The sequence below is a fragment of the Binatus sp. (SeqCode) genome (genome assembly GCF_036522015.1).
Classification (GTDB): Bacteria; Desulfobacterota; Binatia; order Binatales; family Binataceae; genus Binatus.
The window spans coordinates 1-16,392 of the sequence record NZ_DATDGQ010000380.1; the positions used below are offsets into that span (position 1 = coordinate 1).

Below are 16,392 nucleotides of genomic sequence, written 5' to 3' on the forward strand. Positions count from 1 at the left end.
GAGGACAGTTTGTCGCTTAGAAGGCGGCCGCGCGGAACATCGCGTCGGTGGTGAAGAAGGCCTTGTCCACGGCGCCCATGTTGATGTACCAGCATTCGCGCTCAGGCGTCTCCCGTCCCGGCAGGTAGCACATCGTCGCCAGACCTGACTGTACGTCGGTCGCGACCGCGCCTACGACGAACGAGCGCTTGAAGGGATAGATTGCGACCTTGGCGTCAGGCACCGGGCGATCGCGCGTTGCCAGCCAGTAAATATGCGCGCGGAACATCGCGTCGGTCGTGAAGAAATTGCGATCGACTGCGCCCATGTTGATGTACCAGCATTCGCGCTCCGGGGTTTCGAGGCCCGGCAGATAGCACATCGTCGCGAGGCCCGACTGTACGTCGGTCGAGACTGCGCCTACGACGAACGAGCGCTTGAACGGATAGATTGCAACCTTGGCATCGGGCACCGGGCGATCGCGAGTCGCCAGCCAGTAGATGTGGGCGCGGAAGAGGTGGCCGGCCTGATCATAGGTGTCGATGTAGGGCTCGAACCACATTTCGCTGTCCATGTAGATGACGGTGCGCGAATCAAGCGCGTTGATACGCGAGCGATCGGGCAGCGCCTGGACGATGTACATATGGCGCATCTCCCATGCCTCGGGGCATGCGCTGGCGCCGCCGTCGGTGGGGCATCGCGACTCGGGCGAGTGCTCGGCGTGGATCGTCGCGAGCATGTTTTTCTCGCCCAGGAATTTGTAGAAATACTGTTCGGTCTTGGGATTGAAGCCCGAGTAGTGATCGGGATCCCATGCATGAGCCGACGTTCCGCTGGTGGTGGACGAGCTCATGATGGACTCGTTGACGCGGCGGATGCGGCGTGAGCCGGAGTTGAGGCTCCAGATGTCGTCGCCGCGTTTCGGATCGGCGTAACGCCATCGGATGAATCCGGTCCCGCGAATTTCCTGCGGAGAGAGAATCGGATACAGACCGAACAGCCAGTAGCGGCCGGTGGTTTTGAAATCGGGATCCGTGGGCATCGGCTCGACTTCGGTGCGGCCGACGAGGTCATAGCCGGCATAGTGTCCGATTTGGAAATACTCGACCTGGCCGGTCTGCGGGCCCTTTTTCTCGTACTCGGAATCGCAGTCGTAGAAGCGGAGATCGTAGTCGTCCGAAGTAATTGGACGGAAGACGTTATTCCAGATGACCTTGACGGCGACATCGGGGTCATTGGCGTCGATCAACGGGAACGGCTGTCCGGCGACGAAGCCGACGATCGAGCGCTTATCCTGCGAGAGACGGACCTGCGACGAATATTTCTCGGTCGCATCCTTATAAGGAGGCGGCCAATCGACGCGCTGTGTCGGCACGATCTTCATCGACATGCCGCGCTCGACCTTGTAGTAGACGCCGGGGCCTACGAGATCTTTGACCTTGGTTGCGTTATCCGGGGTGATGAAATCACCCGGCTTTACCTGAGCGTAACCCGGAGTACTGAACGCGCCAATCGCGAGCAGCACCAGGGCAGCGATGGTCGTCAAGAAGATTGACGACAAAGTGTTCTGCCTTCGCATACGATAGCCTCCCGAGCGGCTCATGGCCGCGGTCTGTTCCCTAAAGATCGACATTAGGACCAGAGGCTCAAAATCGTCAATAACATTTGTTGCAGGCGACAAGTATCGGACACTTTTCGTTGTATGTAATATAAGTCAGTCTAATGATTATGGCAATTTTGCTGAATTCCGAATGACCCAAAACACCGACTTTAATCGCCCTAGCAGTCATTAGGCTAAGCTCTTGAACCTCGTCGCTGGCGGACCATTCGTGCGGTATTGTTGAGTCCGAGTCGATAGTTTCAGGAGTCTCAAAGGGCGGTGTGGCCACTCGCCCGTTTTTTTTGGCACCATTGCGGACGCGCATTAGTATTATTTCGTCAAGGAGACTCGGCGCGCTCTCCAATGCGGTTCCAAAGGTGAATATCTCTTATCGCGTTGTAGGCAGCGTTAGCTCGAATCTGCATAAGCGCTTCTGAAGGCAGATTTCTGCGGAACTAACCGTTCGGTATTGTTCGTCTAACAACTGTTAGGGTGGCTCTGCTCGCGGTCCTAATTTCTCGAACAGCGTCATAACCGGACATTTCGGAGTCAGCTTAGGACATGCCGGCGGCTGCGCAGTGACGATTGGGGGACTAATTCGGTGGCACGCGCAGTGCTCTGTTCCACTGGAGACAAGTGAGAATGAGCAGCGAACTTCAGCGTGCGAATCCGGCGACGATGCGTCGGGATAGTGTCAACCACGTGTTTACACTATCGGCGAATGCGAGTGGGCAGGTGATGGTTCTGATCTGCGTCGGGATATTCGCGTTGATGGGGATGATCGGGGTGATCGCCGATTTCAGCTTCATGCAGGATCAAAGGAACCAGATGCAGACGGCGGCGGATAGCGCGGCGACGGCCGGCGCTGAGGAGCTGAATTACGGCGATCAGGTGGCGGCGGGCAAAGCGGACGCGGCCAGTAACGGATACACCGACGGCGCCGGCAGCGTCACCGTAGCGATCAACAATCCGCCGAGCACCGGACCGAATGCGTCAAACACGGCGTACGTCGAGGCGACGATCAGCAAGCCTGAGCCGACCTATTTTCTGAGCGTGATTGGAATCAGCACGATGACCGTGTCGGTGCGCGCGGTGGCGTACGAAGGCAGTGGCCCCAACTGCATCTACGTGATGGATCCGACGGCGTCGAGTGCGCTGTCGGGCAGCGGCAGCTCGAGCATCCAGAGCGGCTGCGGCGTGATGGTCGATTCGAGCTCCTCGACGGCAATAGTGCTGAGCGGCAGCGCGACAGTCACGGCGCCGGCGATCGGCGTCGTAGGCAACTACACGGCTGGCGGCAGCGCGAGCTTTACGCCGACGCCGAAGACCGGGGTGATCGCGGCATCCGATCCGCTGGCCTACGTGCAGGCGCCGACCGTCGGTTCATGCGCCCATACGAATTTTTCGCTTAACAACGGCGGAACCAGCGGCAGTTACTACCAGCTTTATCCCGGCACCTATTGCGGGGGTATCAAGATCAGCAATGGGTTCACGAATTTCAACGCAGGGACTTACGTCCTGGCCGGTGGCGGACTCACCAGCAATGGCGGCCCGACGATGACCGGCACCGGAATAACTTTCTACAACACCACGGGAACCGGCGGTTACCAGGGAATCGCGCTGACCGGAGGTGCGACTGCGAATTTCAGCGCGCCGACCTCGGGGTCACTGACGGGGATCCTGTTTTTTCAGGATCGGTCGATACCAGGCAGCGCAGCGGGCAGCACGGTAAGCGGGAATTCGAGTTCGACCTTCGACGGCGCGCTCTACTTCCCGACGACCACGCTTACCTACAGCGGCAACAGCAGCCTCAACGGCTACAACATCGTGGTCGCCGACAAGGTTTCGCTTAGCGGCAATTCGACGATCGGCACCAATTACAGTTCGCTAACCGGCGGCTCGCCGATAAGAGGAACGGTACTGGCGGAATGAGTACGACCAAAGGAACGGTGCTTTCCGAGTAAGAGAGGTATGACCATAAAACCGATTGAATCGTTGCGCACGGCCGGTAGCGTCCGGCCAAACGGCAGTTGCCATCGGCGTCGACGCTCGCGTGGACAGGTGATCGTGCTGGTCTGCGTCTCGCTGGTCGCGATGATGGGCATGATCGCCGTCGTCACCGACTTCAGCTTCATGCAGCATCAAAGGAACATGATGCAGACGGCGGCGGATAGCGCGGCGATGGCCGGCTCCGAGGAGCTGAGCTATGGCGACATGGTGGCGGCGGGCAAAGCGGACGCGGCCACCAACGGATACACCGACGGTCAGAGCAGCGTGACCGTAACGATTAACAATCCTCCGAGCACGGGACCGAACAGCGCAAATTCCGGATACGTCGAGGCGATCGTCAGCAAGCCCGAGCCGACATATTTTCTGCGCGCGCTCGGGGTCGGCACGATGACCGTGTCGGCGCGCGCGGTCGCGTACGAGGGCAACGGGCCCAACTGCATCTACGTCCTAAATCCGTCGGCGCCGGCGGCATTCTCGGCCAACGGCAATGTCGACGTGAACAGCGGCTGCGGCCTGCTGGTGGACTCGAGCTCCTCGACCGGTTTGTCGGTGGTCGGCAACGTCTCGATCACAGCGCCGAGTATCGGCGTGGTGGGTGGATACAGTTCGGGCGGCAATTCCACTCTTTCGCCGACGCCCAAGATTGGGGTGATTCCGGCGTCCGATCCGCTGGCCAATGTGCAGGCGCCGACGGTCGGTTCATGCGCTCATACCAATTTTTCGCTGAACGGGAACAGCGGCAGCACTGGCAGTCCCTACCAGCTCTATCAGGGAACTTATTGCGGCGGTATCTCGGTCCACGGCAATGCCGTGCTGTTTTTCAACCCGGGAACGTACGTGCTCGCCGGCGGCGGAATGAGCATAAGCGCCAACACCACAATGACCGGCGCCGGCCTGACCTTTTACAACACGACGGGCACCGGCGGTTACGGGGCAATTTCGTTCAATGGCAACAGCACGGCGAATTTCAGTGCGCCGACCTCGGGTCCACTAACCGGAATCCTGTTCTTTCAGGATCGCTCGATTCCGAGCACCGGCGCCGCCAGCACCATCAGTGGAAATTCCAGTTCGACTTTCGATGGCGCGATCTACTTCCCGACCACCAGCGTCAGCTTCCATGGCAACAGCAGCGTCAACGGCTACAGCATCGTGGTGGCGAATCTGCTGACGCTCAGTGGCAACGCCTCGCTCGGCTCCAACTACACCTCGTTGACCGGCGGCTCGCCAATCAAAGGAACGGTACTGGCCGAATGAATGCGCCGCGCACCTCGAGCCGGATGCGGCGGCATGGCGGTCGAAGTTGGCGTGGGCAGGCGTCGGTCGAGCTCGCGCTCAGCCTGCCGCTATTGCTGATGATGTTCGTGGTGGTGGTGGAGACGGGCCGCGCGTTCTACATTGCGATTTCGGTCGCCAACGCGGCGCGGGCCGGCGTTCAGTACGGTGCGCAGAATCTTTCGACTGCGGCCGATAACGCCGGGATGCAGTCGGCGGCGACCAACGACGCACCTAACCTCAGCGGGTTGACGGCGATCGCGACTCATTTCTGCAAATGCTCCGACGGAACCGCGTCAACCTGTCTCGCGACTGACTGCTCGGGCAGCCATCGGCTGTTGTACACGCAGGTCAATACCAGTGCGTCGTACAGCCCGCTTATCAACTTCATGGGAATCCTGCCGGCGATCACAGTGCCGGGCAAAGCCGTCATGCGCGTAGTGCAATGAAGCACGCGGGGATCAAGCAGTGGCGGCGACGATTGCGTGACGCGCTTGGGCGAGCGCATCGGGCACAGGCGGTAGCGGAGTTCGCGTTGGTGATCACGCCGTGTCTCACTCTGTTTTTCGGGATCATCAACTTCGCGCTGGCGCTCTATTGCTACGACTTCGTCTGTTACAGCGCGCAGCAGGCAGTTCGTTACGCGACGGTCCACGGCTCGACCGCGACGACCATCGTGTCTTCGACGGACGTTACGAATTACGTGGACGCTCTTGTCGTCGGAGTGCTGAAAACGAATGCGATGACCGTCACCACGACATGGGCACCCGACAACAAGCCGGGGAGTGTAGTTACCGTGGTCGTCAGCTACAATTTCCCGCCGCTGACGAACCTGGTTTCGTCGGTCACAATCCCGCTCACTCGCACCGCCGCAATGGTCATCACGCAGTAGCGATACGCGTAAGCCGCTGATTCGAGCTCTCTTCCCGAATTTCTTTCGCTTCTGAATTGCCTCTCGCTACAAAGGAGCCGCGTTTGTCTCAGAAACGCACTGGGATTAGCATCGACGATCTGCGAACCGGTTCGGATCCGCCGGAAATTCAAGGAGAGTCGTATGGCCACAGAAGACGCGAACAAGATACTCGCTCCCGGCGTCGCGGCGCCGGATTTTTCGCTGCATAGTACGCCCGACCAACTCGTCTCGTTGAGCGACTTCCGCGGCGCGCCATTGATCGTGGCGTTCTACCCGGCCGACTGGAGTCCGGTGTGCGGCGACCAGATGGCGCTATATAATGAGGTGCTGCCCGAGTTCCACAAATTCAAAGCGCAAATCGTCGGGATCTCGGTCGATGGCTCGTGGTGCCATGATGCGTTCGCGCAGAATCGCAAGTTGCACTTTCCGCTGCTGGCGGATTTCGAGCCCAAGGGTGCGGTCGCGCGCAAGTACGGCGCGTATCGCGATCGCGAAGGCGTCTGCGAGCGGGCGCTGTTCGTGATCGATCCGAAGGGGACGATTAGCTGGAGCTACCTATCGCCGGTTGGCGTCAATCCCGGCGCGGACGGGATACTGGACGCACTCGAAGCGCTGGCGGCGAAGAAGTAGGGAGGCCCGACGCGATGAGTCCATCGGCGAAGCTCAAACCGCCCGTCGGCGCGAACGATCACGTGCAAGGTCCCGCGAAGGCGCCGGTGACGCTGGTCGAGTACGGAGACTACGAATGTCCCTACTGCGGCGAGGCGTATCCGGTGGTAAAGGCTCTACAGAAGCGGCTCGGAGACCAGGTGCGTTTCGTTTTTCGGAATTTTCCGTTGGCCGAGGCTCATCCGCATGCCGAGCATGCAGCGGAAGCAGCGGAGGCGGCCGGTGCACAGGGCAAGTTCTGGGAGATGCATGATTTGCTCTACGAGAATCAGGATGCGTTGGAGGACGGAGACCTGGTGCGGTATGCGCAGGCGCTGCATCTCGATGTGCCTCGATTCGTCAAGGAGATGGAGGCGCATGCATACGTCGAGCGGGTGCGCGCGGATTTCAGGAGCGGGGTGAGGAGCGGAGTGAACGGCACGCCGAGTTTCTTCATCAACGGTGCGCGTCACGACGGGCCTTTCGATCTCGGTTCGTTGCTGGCGGCGATTGAGGAAGTGGCGTAGCGGGGCGGCACTGCGATTTTTTGGACCTTCAACAAAAAGAAGTTCCGCGCAGTCTTGTGCTCGCGCTATCGGAGACTTCGCTAGTTCATCAGATCGGTTGCGTTGTCAACCGGAGGTACGACTTCTACGGTGATGCCGTCGATCTTGCTCGGCACCTCTCGCTCGACTTCATCAAGGTACCGGGCCTTGTCCACGTAGACACCGATTCCTATCCCCTGAAACCGCTGAATCGGAGGCTGATCACCCGAGCTGAAGATACCCATGGGACTTACATCAATCACGTGCCTGAGAAAGCGTGAACCGAAGAACCAGTGGTCAAAGACTCCCTGACTCTTTCGGTGCCGAAAGTTCCGAGAGATCGAGGACGCGACCTCCTTGTTTTCCACTTTCAGCTGCTGGGTTCTCGCGTCTTCCTCAGGATCAAGCTGAGTGAACCCGTCAGTTGGAGCCACGCCCTCCATTGCAATCTCGTGCTGGTAGACGAGGGTCACCTTGGCGTTGACGGCCTTGGGCGCGATAGATATTGCCAGCGCAACGATTGAAAAGTCGATCAAGAAGCCTGCGCCTACGCGTCCCAGCCTTCTCTCACGGCGAGCGAAGTTTACTGTCGCGATCGCCGCCAGAGCCCCGATAATGATCGTGCATGCGACCGCGCTTGCAGCTACTGCCAGCGGAATCAGAATCGCGATTTGATGAACTTGCGTCATTTATCTGTCCAGGTTGCAGTTCACCGTTGTGAAGGCTCGCATAAAGGCTCCGGCAGAACACTCAACCCCTACCGTTTCTGATCTCTTCGGGCAATCAAATGAGTTCAGACAGTGCTCGTTGGCTGGCAACGATTCGCCATTAATCGGAGAGCTTGTTACAGTCGACTCAAAATGTGATTTGCACGGAGGTAACGGTTTTATGAGTGACGCCGACGGCCTTCGCTATATAAAGATACCGCTCAATAACGGCTCTGATGAGATTCCGGCACTCGGCTTTGGGACGCTGATTCCTGATCCGATCGCCACGAAAGAGGCAGTCAGGATCTCTCTGGCGGCGGGCTTTCGTCAATTCGATTGCGCCGAACGCTACCGAAATGAAGAACAGGTGGGCGAAGCAATGGGGGCGGTGTTCAAGGAGGGCAAGGTCAAACGGAAGGACGTTTTTGTAGGTACGAAGCTCTGGAACAACAATCATCGTCCCGAACGCGTTAAGCCCGCATTCGAGGCAAGTCTGAAAAGACTGCAACTGGACTATGTCGATCTATACAGCATCCATACTCCATTCGCTTTCAAACCCGGCGACGAGCAAGACCCGAGAGACAAGAACGGTAATGTGATTTATGACGACGCGACGACTCTGACGAATACCTGGAAGGCTTTGGAGAGCCTGGTCGATGAAGGTCGGTGCAAGGCGATCGGATTATCAAACGTAAATTTGGGACAGCTGAAAGAGGTGTTCGATATCGCTCGCGTAAAGCCAGCTACTGTTCAGGTCGAATCCCATCCGTATCTCCCTGAATGGGATCTCCTCGACTATTGCAAGAAGAATGGCATCGTGATGCAGGCCTTCGCTGCTTTGGGTCATGGTATGGAACCCAAGTTGATCGACAACCCTGTAATCACCGTCATTGCGAAGCGCGTCAACAAAACGCCCGCCCAAGTCCTACTGGCCTGGGCGGTGCAGCGCGGCACGGCTCCTCTCACCACAGCAACGAACGCCCGCTACATCGAGGAAAATTTTGATATCTCGGCGCTCCCCGATGACGCCATCAAGGAGATCACTCAAGGGATCACCACACGAGTCAGGCTCAATCCGGTTGTGAACACGGGCATTCCCGGGTTCATTCCCAGGGCAAGATGAACGTCGAAGCCGGGATTTCCCGCTGAGCTGAGTATGCCGCGATTTGGCGCTACAACATTCGACTGGAGGCCTCAGATCGTGCGCGCGCCGCGGAACCCTCACCTACCGGGGGGTCAGCTGTTCGGGTCGACGCCCCACTTTTTCTTGTTCTCGGCTACCTGCTCGGGGGTTGGATGCTCGACTTTTTTGAACGGCATTACCTTGAACTGATCTTTTATTTCGAGCAGCGCGTGGTTTAGCGCTATGTCATCCTTGAGGACCTCGGGAACCGCGGGCTCCTCGAAAATTGCCTGCCAAGGGCATTCGGGCTCGCAGGCGCCGCAATCGATGCATTCGTCGGGATCGATGTAGAGCTGGTTGGGGAATTTAACCTTGTCGGCACCGACGTATTCGTAAATGCAGTCGACGGGGCAGACACTGACGCATCCGGTGTCGACGCAGTCGCGGCAAAGACGGGTGATAGTCCAGGGCATGGTTGCAGCCTCGCTTGGAATCCAGTCCTTATAGTATTGCCAAAAATATTCCGAACAAAATCGCGCTCCCTATTGTCGGGAGTACGCGCCATAACCTATATCGGCACAGCGCCTCTGAAAAGGGCAATGATGGGTGATTTGCGGGGGCGGGAACCCGCTGTCATCGTGGGGCAGCCGGGCTAGAATGTTCGGCGCGAAGAATCGGAAAATACACAGGAATATTGAAGATGCCATCAAAGCTACCATCAAAGTTGAGAGCAAAGATGCGCAAGGCCAGCGTCGCCACGCGCGCGGAGATAGCAACGGCGAAGCAGGTAGCTAAGGCCCTGAAGGACGGCAAGCGCGTCGAGAGCGACAGCATGGGGGCGATCGAGGTCGCGAACGACCGCTACTGGGGCGCGCAGACGGAGAGATCGCTGCTGCATTTCGCGATCGGATTCGACAGGATGCCGCGTTCGGTGGTGCGGGCGTTTGGAATTTTGAAAAAGGCGGCGGCGGAGGTTAATCGCGACCTCGGCAAGCTGCCAGCGGACAAGGCCAAGCTGATGACGGCAGCCGCGGACGAGGTGATCGCGGGCAAGCTCGACGATCATTTTCCACTGCGCATCTGGCAGACCGGCAGCGGCACGCAAACCAACATGAACGCGAACGAGGTCATCTCGAATCGCGCGATCGAGATGGCCGGCGGGGTGCTCGGCAGCAAAAAGCCGATTCATCCGAACGACGACGTGAACATGTCGCAGTCGTCCAACGACACGTTTCCGACTGCGATGCATATCGCGGCGGCCGAGGAAGTCACGCACGACCTGATTCCGTCGGTGCGAAAGCTGCGCGACTCGCTCGCGCGGAAGGCCAGCGAGTTCGCGGACATCGTGAAGATCGGGCGCACGCATCTGATGGATGCAGTGCCGCTGACGCTCGGGCAGGAGTTCTCGGGGTACGTCGCGCAGCTCGACTACGATTTGAAACGAATCGAGGCGGCGCTGCCGGACCTGCTCGAGCTGGCGATTGGCGGCACGGCGGTCGGCACCGGACTGAATACGCATCCGGAATTTGCTGAGCGCGTGGCGAAAAAGATCGCCGAGTACACCGGGCTGCCGTTCAGGTCGGCGCCGAACAAGTTTGCGGCGCTGGCGGCGCATGACGCGCTGGTAGCGGCTTCCGGAGCCCTCAAGACGCTCGCGGTCTCGCTGATGAAGATCGCCAACGACGTGCGCTGGATGGGATCGGGACCGCGCACCGGGCTTGCAGAACTGATTCTGCCGGAAAACGAGCCGGGCTCGTCGATCATGCCGGGCAAAGTGAACCCGACGCAGAGCGAAGCGATGACGATGGTGTGCATCCAGGTGATCGGCAACGACGTGTCGATCACGACGGCGGGATCGCAGGGAAATTTCGAGCTCAACGTTTTCAAACCGCTCATCATCCACAATTTTTTGCACTCGACGATGCTGCTGGCGCATTCGTGCGCGTCGTTCAGCAAGTACTGCGTCGAGGGGATCGAGCCGAATCGCGAACAGCTGCGGCGCTACGTGGAAAATTCGCTGATGCTGGTGACGGCGCTGAGTCCGCACATCGGCTACGACAACGCGGCCAAGGTCGCGAAGAAGGCGCACGCGGAAAACATCACATTGCGCGAGGCCACGATCGCACTGAAACTGCTGTCGGGAGCGGAGTTCGACCGGCTGGTGCGCGCGGACAAGATGCTCGCGCCGGAAGGCTGAGCTGGAATGCGCCGGGGGATCGTTCTTTTTGCGAGCGCGATCGTTTTTGTTGGGGCAATGCTGCCGACGGTTGCGCCCCGCGCCGCGCAAACTCCGGGCGGCATCGCGACCGATCCGATTCTGCAGCCGCCGCCGTACCCAGGCCAGGCGCTCGACGTCGCGATCGCCCTGCACATCGTGAACATCTCGTCGATCGACGAAGTGAGAGAGCAGTTCGAGATGGACGCGTATCTGTTTGCGCAATGGATCGATCCGCGGCTCGCTTATACGCCGAGCGGTCCGAACGATCGGGAACGCAACTACGCGTTTGGGCAAATCTGGATTCCCCAACTCGAAATAATCAACGCTGCAACCCCGCGCACCCGCTACGAGACTTCGATACGCGTCGCTCCCGACGGCACCGTACACTATGCGGAGCGATGCGGGGTGGGAGTGTCGTCGAAATTCGCGCTCCGGCGCTTCCCGTTCGATCGGCAGTCGCTGGTAATCGTCATTCATCCGTTCCTGGTGGACGGACCTCGCATCGCGTTCAAGCTGGGCAATTATTCGACATGGACGGCGAGCGAGTTCGAGAGCTACTCGTCTCTGGCGCAGTGGAGGGTGACCACGGTCGAGCCGCGAATAGAAGTGGCCTCGACCTATGGCGGCCAGACGGTGCCGGAGGCGAGGTTTGCGATCTCGGTGCAGCGGCGCTCGAGCTTTTACTTGTGGAAGGTGTTCCTGCCGCTGCTGCTGATGGTGTTTCTGTCGTGGGCGGTTTTCTGGATCGAGGCGGACGATCTCTCGAACCAGGTGCAGGTCGCGGTGACGACGATTCTAACCGTAATCGCGTTCGCGTTTGCGATTTCCGCGACGATGCCGCGGCTGCCGTACCTGACGTACATCGATGCGTTTTTTCTGGAGTGTTACATCTACGTTTTTCTCGCAGTGGTGGAATTGATGACGGTGCACGTGACGCATCGCTCAGAAGTGCGCCGCGATTTAGGCCTCCGGATACGCAAATATTCGCGCTGGGTAATCCCGGCGTCGTTCGTGGTGACGAACGTGATTATCGCGATCCATTTCCTGGGCTGATGAAGAACCGCTAACGGCGCCTGGCGCCCTGCAGAATGTCGAACGGGGCGCGGCTTTTCTCGCGCTTCAACAGAACGTAGGTCGCGCCCGCGCCGCCGTCGGCGGGCCGTGCGCTGGTGAATGCCAGCACGTGACCGCCGATTGCGCCATGTGAGAGCCATCCGGCCGACGCGTGTTTCAGAACCGAGTGCCCGTTGGGCGAGCGCAAACCGCGTCCGTGCACGACCAGCACCGCGCGCAGTCCTTTACGCACCGACTTGATGATGAACTCTTTCAGCGCTTCCTTGGCGTCGCTCTGGATCATGCCGTGCATATCGAAATGAGCCTGCATCGCGAACTCGCCGCGGCGAAGCTGTGACACCAGGCGCGGGTCGAGACCGACGCGGTAACCCTCGACGTATTCGTCGGACTCGGTGATGTCGAACGGCGCCTGTCCGGACACCAGGTCGGAGAGCAGAGCGATTACTTCAGCGTCTTCGTCGACCATCTTGTGAGTCGTGGGCGGGTCGAGCGGGATGCGCGAGCGCGGTTTGCCGTTGGCATTCAGCGGTCGCACGCCCTCGAACGCTTGCCGAAAAAAGGATTCGTCGTCGAGCGGTTCTGCGGCGGGTTGGGCGATTGCTTTGACGACCGGCGCTGGCGGAGGTGCGGCCTTGGGCTTGATTTGGGCCGGCGGCGGATTCCGCTCGGCGAGCATCTTCTTGAGATCTTTGAATGGCGACGAAAAGACCGGCGTCGGGGCGGGCGTCGCCTTTCGTTCGCCGTCCAGTTCGTCGCCGGCGTCATCTCGGCGGCCATGCTTTCGCTTTTTTGCCATCGGAAGGGACTCGCAGGACCAGGGTCAACGCACTGCTCGACAGACTACGCCGATGACGCAGTGCCGTTCAAACTGCGTGATCTGATGTTGCGTTTTCCGTTAGACGGATTGATAAGATCGGCGCAGCGCAACGAAAGAGGGATAGACAATGCAATCGGAGACGTTCCGCTCGCTGGTCAAGCCAACGGAAACCGCTATGCGGGTTCTCCGGCTGGCGTTCCTCGCGATGGTCCCGATCTATGTATGCATTGCTTATCAGACGTTTGGTCGCGACGCGCCCGGCGTCATGCCGCAATCAAATCCTCTCACAATTCCCCTCGCTGTTCTTTCCCTGGTGGCCGCGGCACTGGCGCCATACGCGCCCCGCCTGCTGTTGTCGGACTCGCGCCTCCGAGAACTGCTCGACCGGCAGCCCGATCCGGAAACCCTGGCCCGCGACCGTCGGACCGGCAAAGTGGATAAGGATCGGCTTGCCCGGATCAAAACCCTCTCGCCCGACGAACAGCGACTGCTCGCGCTGGTTCCCGCCTTCTTTGCCGGCTTTATAGTGCGTCTGGCCTTCAATGAATCGATCGCACTGTACGGACTGGTACTGGCTTTCATTTCCAGATCCTTCGTTGCACTTCTTCCGTTCGCCGTCGTTTCGCTCGCGCTCAACCTGATGGTGTCGCCTGCCCTGGATTCCGAGCTGCAGCGGGTCGCCGGGCTTGGACTTCAACCAGATGACATAGCGACGCAGCCGCGATGAGTCGCCCGTAGCGAACCGCACAGGATTCGCAAGCGATTCGAAGATAAAATCGCGAGCAGAAATGGTGCGCGTCCGGCGCGCATCGACTACACTTGCCCGCGTACCGCGAACCGCTTCGAGTTGCCGATGTGAGGGTCCTCATATGCGTCGTGTCATCAAAATTGCCGCCGCAATTGTCGGAGCTGTCGCTATTTTCGTTGGCGCGATCCTCTTTTATGCCGCGACCAACTTGAACTCGATCATCGCCGAGCGCCGCCAGACGATCCTCGACAAGGTCAGCACCGCGCTTGGCCGTCAGGTTCACGCCGAGGACATCAAGGTGAGCCTCGGCTGGGGAATCCTGGCCGACGTGACGGGCGTGCAGGTGGCGGACGACCCCGACATCTCGAAAAAGCCGTTCATCGAAGCGAGCAACGTTTACACCCGGCTGCAACTGATGCCGCTGCTGGCGCGACGGATCGAAGTCACCGAAGTGGTGCTCGACAAGCCGGTGATCAGAATCGTTCAGACTCGCGACGGAACGTTTAACGTCTCGACGCTCGGCCGAAAAAAAGTCCACACCGAAGAGGAATCGCGGCAAGGCGAGGGCGAAGGCGGCGGAGGCGCGAACGAAGAATCGCCGATGGCGGAAGCGGGCAAGGCGCCGTCGGTGCTCGGCTCGTTGTTGGTGCAGAATTTTACGATCAACGACGGCACTTTGACGTTCGAGACTGAGGGCGCACCGGAGAGCGCCACCGTCAACTCGATCGATTTCAAGGTGCGCGATTTCGTCTTCAACGCTCCCTTCACCGTCGCGGTCACCTTTGCGGCGCTGAGCGATCAGCAGAACTTCGATTTGTCGGCGACGATCGGGCCGCTGGTCAACAACGGCGTTCTCGACGTCGATGCGATTCCGCTCACGGGCACGGCCAAGGTCGGCCCAATTCTGCTGACGCAGCTCAAGACGATCCCGATGCTGGCGAAGTCGATACCGCCGAAGCTTTCGATTTCCGGACCAGTCGCCTTCGACGCGACGGCTGACGGCACCCTTCAATCGGTCAAATTCAACGTATCGAGCGATTTGAGCGCTCCCGCGATCGCGTTTGGCGAAACATTCAACAAGCCCGCCGACACGTCTCTGAAGATTTCCGCCGAGGGTTCGCGGACTGACTCTGCCGTCGCAGTGACGCTCGCCAACATTACGCTTGGCGACCTCGAGGCGAAGGCGACAGATATCAAAGTCGGCGGCGGAACGACCGCGGCGCACGTCGATACCAACGATTTCGATATCGCTTCGCTCGCGAAGATCGTCCCGGCGCTAGGCAAGTACAACCCGACCGGCAAAACCGAGATTCATACCGCCGCGACGGTGGCGCATGACAAGGTTTCGGCCGACGGCACAGTGGCGCTGGCCGGCGTCGGATTGACGTTACCCGATCAGAAAGCGCCGCCGCTGAGCAATATCAGCGGCAACCTCAAGCTCGCCGGCACCAGCGCCGACGTCGGCCCGCTGACATTCAACATTGGCGCGCAGCAGGCGACGTTGAAGTCGCACATCGATCAGTTCCAGCCACTGGTCATGAGCTATGAACTGACTGCGGCGTCGGTTCGCCTGGCGGATCTCGTGCCGTCGCGGCCGCCCGACGAGGTGATCAACCAGCTGTTCGCCAAAGGCGCGGTCTCGGTAGGATCGATGACCGGTCCGACCGTCGATTCTGATATCACGTCGCCATCGGGCAACCTTGCGAATGTTCCGTATCAGAATTTGAGGCTGTCGCTGGCACTCGCTGGCAAGATTGCGCGGATCCCAATGCTCAAGCTGAAGGCGTTCTCGGGCGACATCGTCGCGACAGGGAATACGCGGCTCGAGGCGGCGGCGCCGATGGCGGCGTCGATCAGCTTCACCAATCTGGATATTCAGCAGGCACTCGACTCGCAAAAATCCAAGGCCGCCGGCACCGTGCGCGGAACGCTCGGCGGAAATATCAAAGTCAGCGGAAAGACCGGTACCTTCGACGAGATGAAGCCGACGCTGAAGGGCGACGGAAATCTCACGGTGACAAACGGCAAGTTGGTCGGCGTCAACGTCGGTGGACAAGCGCTCAAGAAGGTGCAGAACCTGCCGGCGATCGGCAACCTGGTTCCGGACGCGGTCATCAAGAATCATCCCGAGCTGTTCAGCAACCCGGATACCGACATCCAGCTCGCGAGTCTGACCTTCGTGCTCGAGGGTCCGCGAATCACGTCGCACGATATCAAGGTGCAGACGGTGGACTACAATCTGCTCGGCGATGGATGGTTCGACATGGACAAGAACATCGACCTGGCGGCGCGAATCGTGCTGTCGGCGCCATTCAGCAAGGAGCTGATCGAACAAAAGCAGGAAGTCGCGTTCATCGCGAACAAAGACGGACAAATCGACATCCCGCTGCAAATCGTCGGGCAGTTGCCCAAGCCGCAGGTCCTGCCCAACGTGACGGAGCTCGCGCAGACAGCAGCAAATAACGCGGCGAAGTCTCAGGGTCAGAAGTATCTTGGCAAAATCTTCGGCAAGAAGGGGCTGCCGGGAGGGTTGGGGAAATTTCTCGGCGGCGACTCGAGCGGTGGCGGTGACGGATCGGGCGGCAGCGGATCGGGAAATAGCGGCGCGCCGGCGGGAGAAGGCTCCAAGCCTCCGCCGAATCCGCTGGATCAGTTGAAGAAGTTGTTTTGACGCGGGCGTTTGCGATCGACGCGTGGCAACCTAACCCCTAACCCCTTCCCATAGTGGGAAGGGGAAC

General features: G+C 59.6%; 15 protein-coding genes. 11 read left to right on the forward strand and 4 right to left on the reverse strand.

Annotation, left to right across the window (positions count from 1 at the left end; translation table 11 throughout):
* Nucleotides 1-16: 16 nt before the first annotated feature.
* Nucleotides 17-1,558 (reverse strand): DUF1329 domain-containing protein, encoded by a 1,542-nt coding sequence (locus tag VIW95_RS16150; RefSeq protein WP_331588430.1) that lies wholly within the window; start codon nt 1,556-1,558, stop codon nt 17-19.
* Between the two features lie 663 nt (nt 1,559-2,221).
* Between VIW95_RS16150 and VIW95_RS16155 the strand changes: the two genes are divergently transcribed.
* From VIW95_RS16155 to VIW95_RS16180, 6 genes are all read left to right on the forward strand, one after another.
* Nucleotides 2,222-3,511 (forward strand): pilus assembly protein TadG-related protein, encoded by a 1,290-nt coding sequence (locus VIW95_RS16155; RefSeq protein WP_331588432.1) that lies wholly within the window; start codon nt 2,222-2,224, stop codon nt 3,509-3,511.
* Between the two features lie 39 nt (nt 3,512-3,550).
* Nucleotides 3,551-4,843 (forward strand): pilus assembly protein TadG-related protein, encoded by a 1,293-nt coding sequence (locus VIW95_RS16160; protein WP_331588434.1) that lies wholly within the window; start codon nt 3,551-3,553, stop codon nt 4,841-4,843.
* Nucleotides 4,840-5,310 (forward strand): TadE/TadG family type IV pilus assembly protein, encoded by a 471-nt coding sequence (locus tag VIW95_RS16165; RefSeq protein ID WP_331588436.1) that lies wholly within the window; start codon nt 4,840-4,842, stop codon nt 5,308-5,310. Before VIW95_RS16160 ends, VIW95_RS16165 begins: the two co-directional genes overlap by 4 nt.
* Nucleotides 5,307-5,753 carry a TadE family protein gene (locus VIW95_RS16170; protein WP_331588438.1) on the forward strand — a complete coding sequence of 149 codons (447 nt, stop codon included), beginning with the start codon at nt 5,307-5,309 and terminating at the stop codon, nt 5,751-5,753. The genes VIW95_RS16165 and VIW95_RS16170 overlap by 4 nt, the downstream gene beginning before the upstream one ends.
* A 162-nt stretch (nt 5,754-5,915) precedes the next feature.
* The gene (locus tag VIW95_RS16175) at nt 5,916-6,404 is read left to right on the forward strand and encodes a redoxin domain-containing protein (protein ID WP_331588440.1); all 489 of its coding nucleotides are present in this window, start codon (nt 5,916-5,918) and stop codon (nt 6,402-6,404) included.
* A 14-nt stretch (nt 6,405-6,418) separates the two neighbouring features.
* Nucleotides 6,419-6,949 carry a DsbA family protein gene (locus VIW95_RS16180; RefSeq protein ID WP_331588443.1) on the forward strand — a complete coding sequence of 177 codons (531 nt, stop codon included), beginning with the start codon at nt 6,419-6,421 and terminating at the stop codon, nt 6,947-6,949.
* A gap of 80 nt (nt 6,950-7,029) precedes the next feature.
* On the opposite strand, the gene VIW95_RS16185 is transcribed toward VIW95_RS16180, so the two are convergent.
* On the reverse strand, nt 7,030-7,656 hold the full coding sequence (locus VIW95_RS16185; protein ID WP_331588445.1) for a hypothetical protein: 627 nt from the start codon (nt 7,654-7,656) through the stop codon (nt 7,030-7,032).
* A gap of 199 nt (nt 7,657-7,855) precedes the next feature.
* Here VIW95_RS16185 and VIW95_RS16190 point away from each other — a divergent pair, with 199 nt between their 5' ends.
* Nucleotides 7,856-8,797 (forward strand): aldo/keto reductase, encoded by a 942-nt coding sequence (locus tag VIW95_RS16190; RefSeq protein WP_331588448.1) that lies wholly within the window; start codon nt 7,856-7,858, stop codon nt 8,795-8,797.
* A gap of 113 nt (nt 8,798-8,910) precedes the next feature.
* Here the strand turns inward: VIW95_RS16190 and VIW95_RS16195 are convergent, their stop codons facing one another.
* Nucleotides 8,911-9,270 carry a ferredoxin family protein gene (locus VIW95_RS16195; protein WP_331588450.1) on the reverse strand — a complete coding sequence of 120 codons (360 nt, stop codon included), beginning with the start codon at nt 9,268-9,270 and terminating at the stop codon, nt 8,911-8,913.
* Between the two features lie 227 nt (nt 9,271-9,497).
* On the opposite strand from VIW95_RS16195, the gene fumC reads away from it, so the two are divergent.
* Together fumC and VIW95_RS16205 are read left to right on the forward strand one after the other, a co-directional pair.
* The gene (gene fumC, locus VIW95_RS16200) at nt 9,498-10,994 is read left to right on the forward strand and encodes a class II fumarate hydratase (RefSeq protein ID WP_331588452.1); all 1,497 of its coding nucleotides are present in this window, start codon (nt 9,498-9,500) and stop codon (nt 10,992-10,994) included.
* A gap of 57 nt (nt 10,995-11,051) precedes the next feature.
* Nucleotides 11,052-12,068 carry a hypothetical protein gene (locus tag VIW95_RS16205; protein WP_331588455.1) on the forward strand — a complete coding sequence of 339 codons (1,017 nt, stop codon included), beginning with the start codon at nt 11,052-11,054 and terminating at the stop codon, nt 12,066-12,068.
* Between the two features lie 10 nt (nt 12,069-12,078).
* Here the strand turns inward: VIW95_RS16205 and VIW95_RS16210 are convergent, their stop codons facing one another.
* Entirely contained in the window at nt 12,079-12,885 is an 807-nt protein-coding gene (locus tag VIW95_RS16210; protein ID WP_331588457.1) for a Smr/MutS family protein, read from the reverse strand.
* A 148-nt stretch (nt 12,886-13,033) separates the two neighbouring features.
* Between VIW95_RS16210 and VIW95_RS16215 the strand changes: the two genes are divergently transcribed.
* Nucleotides 13,034-13,633: a hypothetical protein gene (locus VIW95_RS16215; protein WP_331588459.1), complete on the forward strand. Its 600-nt coding sequence runs from the start codon at nt 13,034-13,036 to the stop codon at nt 13,631-13,633.
* Between the two features lie 142 nt (nt 13,634-13,775).
* Nucleotides 13,776-16,325, forward strand: a complete 2,550-nt coding sequence (locus tag VIW95_RS16220; RefSeq protein WP_331588461.1) for an AsmA family protein — start codon at nt 13,776-13,778, stop codon at nt 16,323-16,325.
* The last annotated feature ends 67 nt before the right edge of the window (nt 16,326-16,392 follow it).

What these genes read in the sequence shown, in the direction of transcription:
- VIW95_RS16150 (WP_331588430.1), bottom strand. Translation starts at nt 1,558, where the DNA reads ATGCGAAGGCAGAACACTTTGTCGTCAATCTTCTTGACGACCATCGCT.
- VIW95_RS16155 (WP_331588432.1), top strand. Translation starts at nt 2,222, where the DNA reads ATGAGCAGCGAACTTCAGCGTGCGAATCCGGCGACGATGCGTCGGGAT.
- VIW95_RS16160 (WP_331588434.1), top strand. Translation starts at nt 3,551, where the DNA reads ATGACCATAAAACCGATTGAATCGTTGCGCACGGCCGGTAGCGTCCGG.
- VIW95_RS16165 (WP_331588436.1), top strand. Translation starts at nt 4,840, where the DNA reads ATGAATGCGCCGCGCACCTCGAGCCGGATGCGGCGGCATGGCGGTCGA.
- VIW95_RS16170 (WP_331588438.1), top strand. Translation starts at nt 5,307, where the DNA reads ATGAAGCACGCGGGGATCAAGCAGTGGCGGCGACGATTGCGTGACGCG.
- VIW95_RS16175 (WP_331588440.1), top strand. Translation starts at nt 5,916, where the DNA reads ATGGCCACAGAAGACGCGAACAAGATACTCGCTCCCGGCGTCGCGGCG.
- VIW95_RS16180 (WP_331588443.1), top strand. Translation starts at nt 6,419, where the DNA reads ATGAGTCCATCGGCGAAGCTCAAACCGCCCGTCGGCGCGAACGATCAC.
- VIW95_RS16185 (WP_331588445.1), bottom strand. Translation starts at nt 7,656, where the DNA reads ATGACGCAAGTTCATCAAATCGCGATTCTGATTCCGCTGGCAGTAGCT.
- VIW95_RS16190 (WP_331588448.1), top strand. Translation starts at nt 7,856, where the DNA reads ATGAGTGACGCCGACGGCCTTCGCTATATAAAGATACCGCTCAATAAC.
- VIW95_RS16195 (WP_331588450.1), bottom strand. Translation starts at nt 9,270, where the DNA reads ATGCCCTGGACTATCACCCGTCTTTGCCGCGACTGCGTCGACACCGGA.
- fumC (WP_331588452.1), top strand. Translation starts at nt 9,498, where the DNA reads ATGCCATCAAAGCTACCATCAAAGTTGAGAGCAAAGATGCGCAAGGCC.
- VIW95_RS16205 (WP_331588455.1), top strand. Translation starts at nt 11,052, where the DNA reads ATGCTGCCGACGGTTGCGCCCCGCGCCGCGCAAACTCCGGGCGGCATC.
- VIW95_RS16210 (WP_331588457.1), bottom strand. Translation starts at nt 12,885, where the DNA reads ATGGCAAAAAAGCGAAAGCATGGCCGCCGAGATGACGCCGGCGACGAA.
- VIW95_RS16215 (WP_331588459.1), top strand. Translation starts at nt 13,034, where the DNA reads ATGCAATCGGAGACGTTCCGCTCGCTGGTCAAGCCAACGGAAACCGCT.
- VIW95_RS16220 (WP_331588461.1), top strand. Translation starts at nt 13,776, where the DNA reads ATGCGTCGTGTCATCAAAATTGCCGCCGCAATTGTCGGAGCTGTCGCT.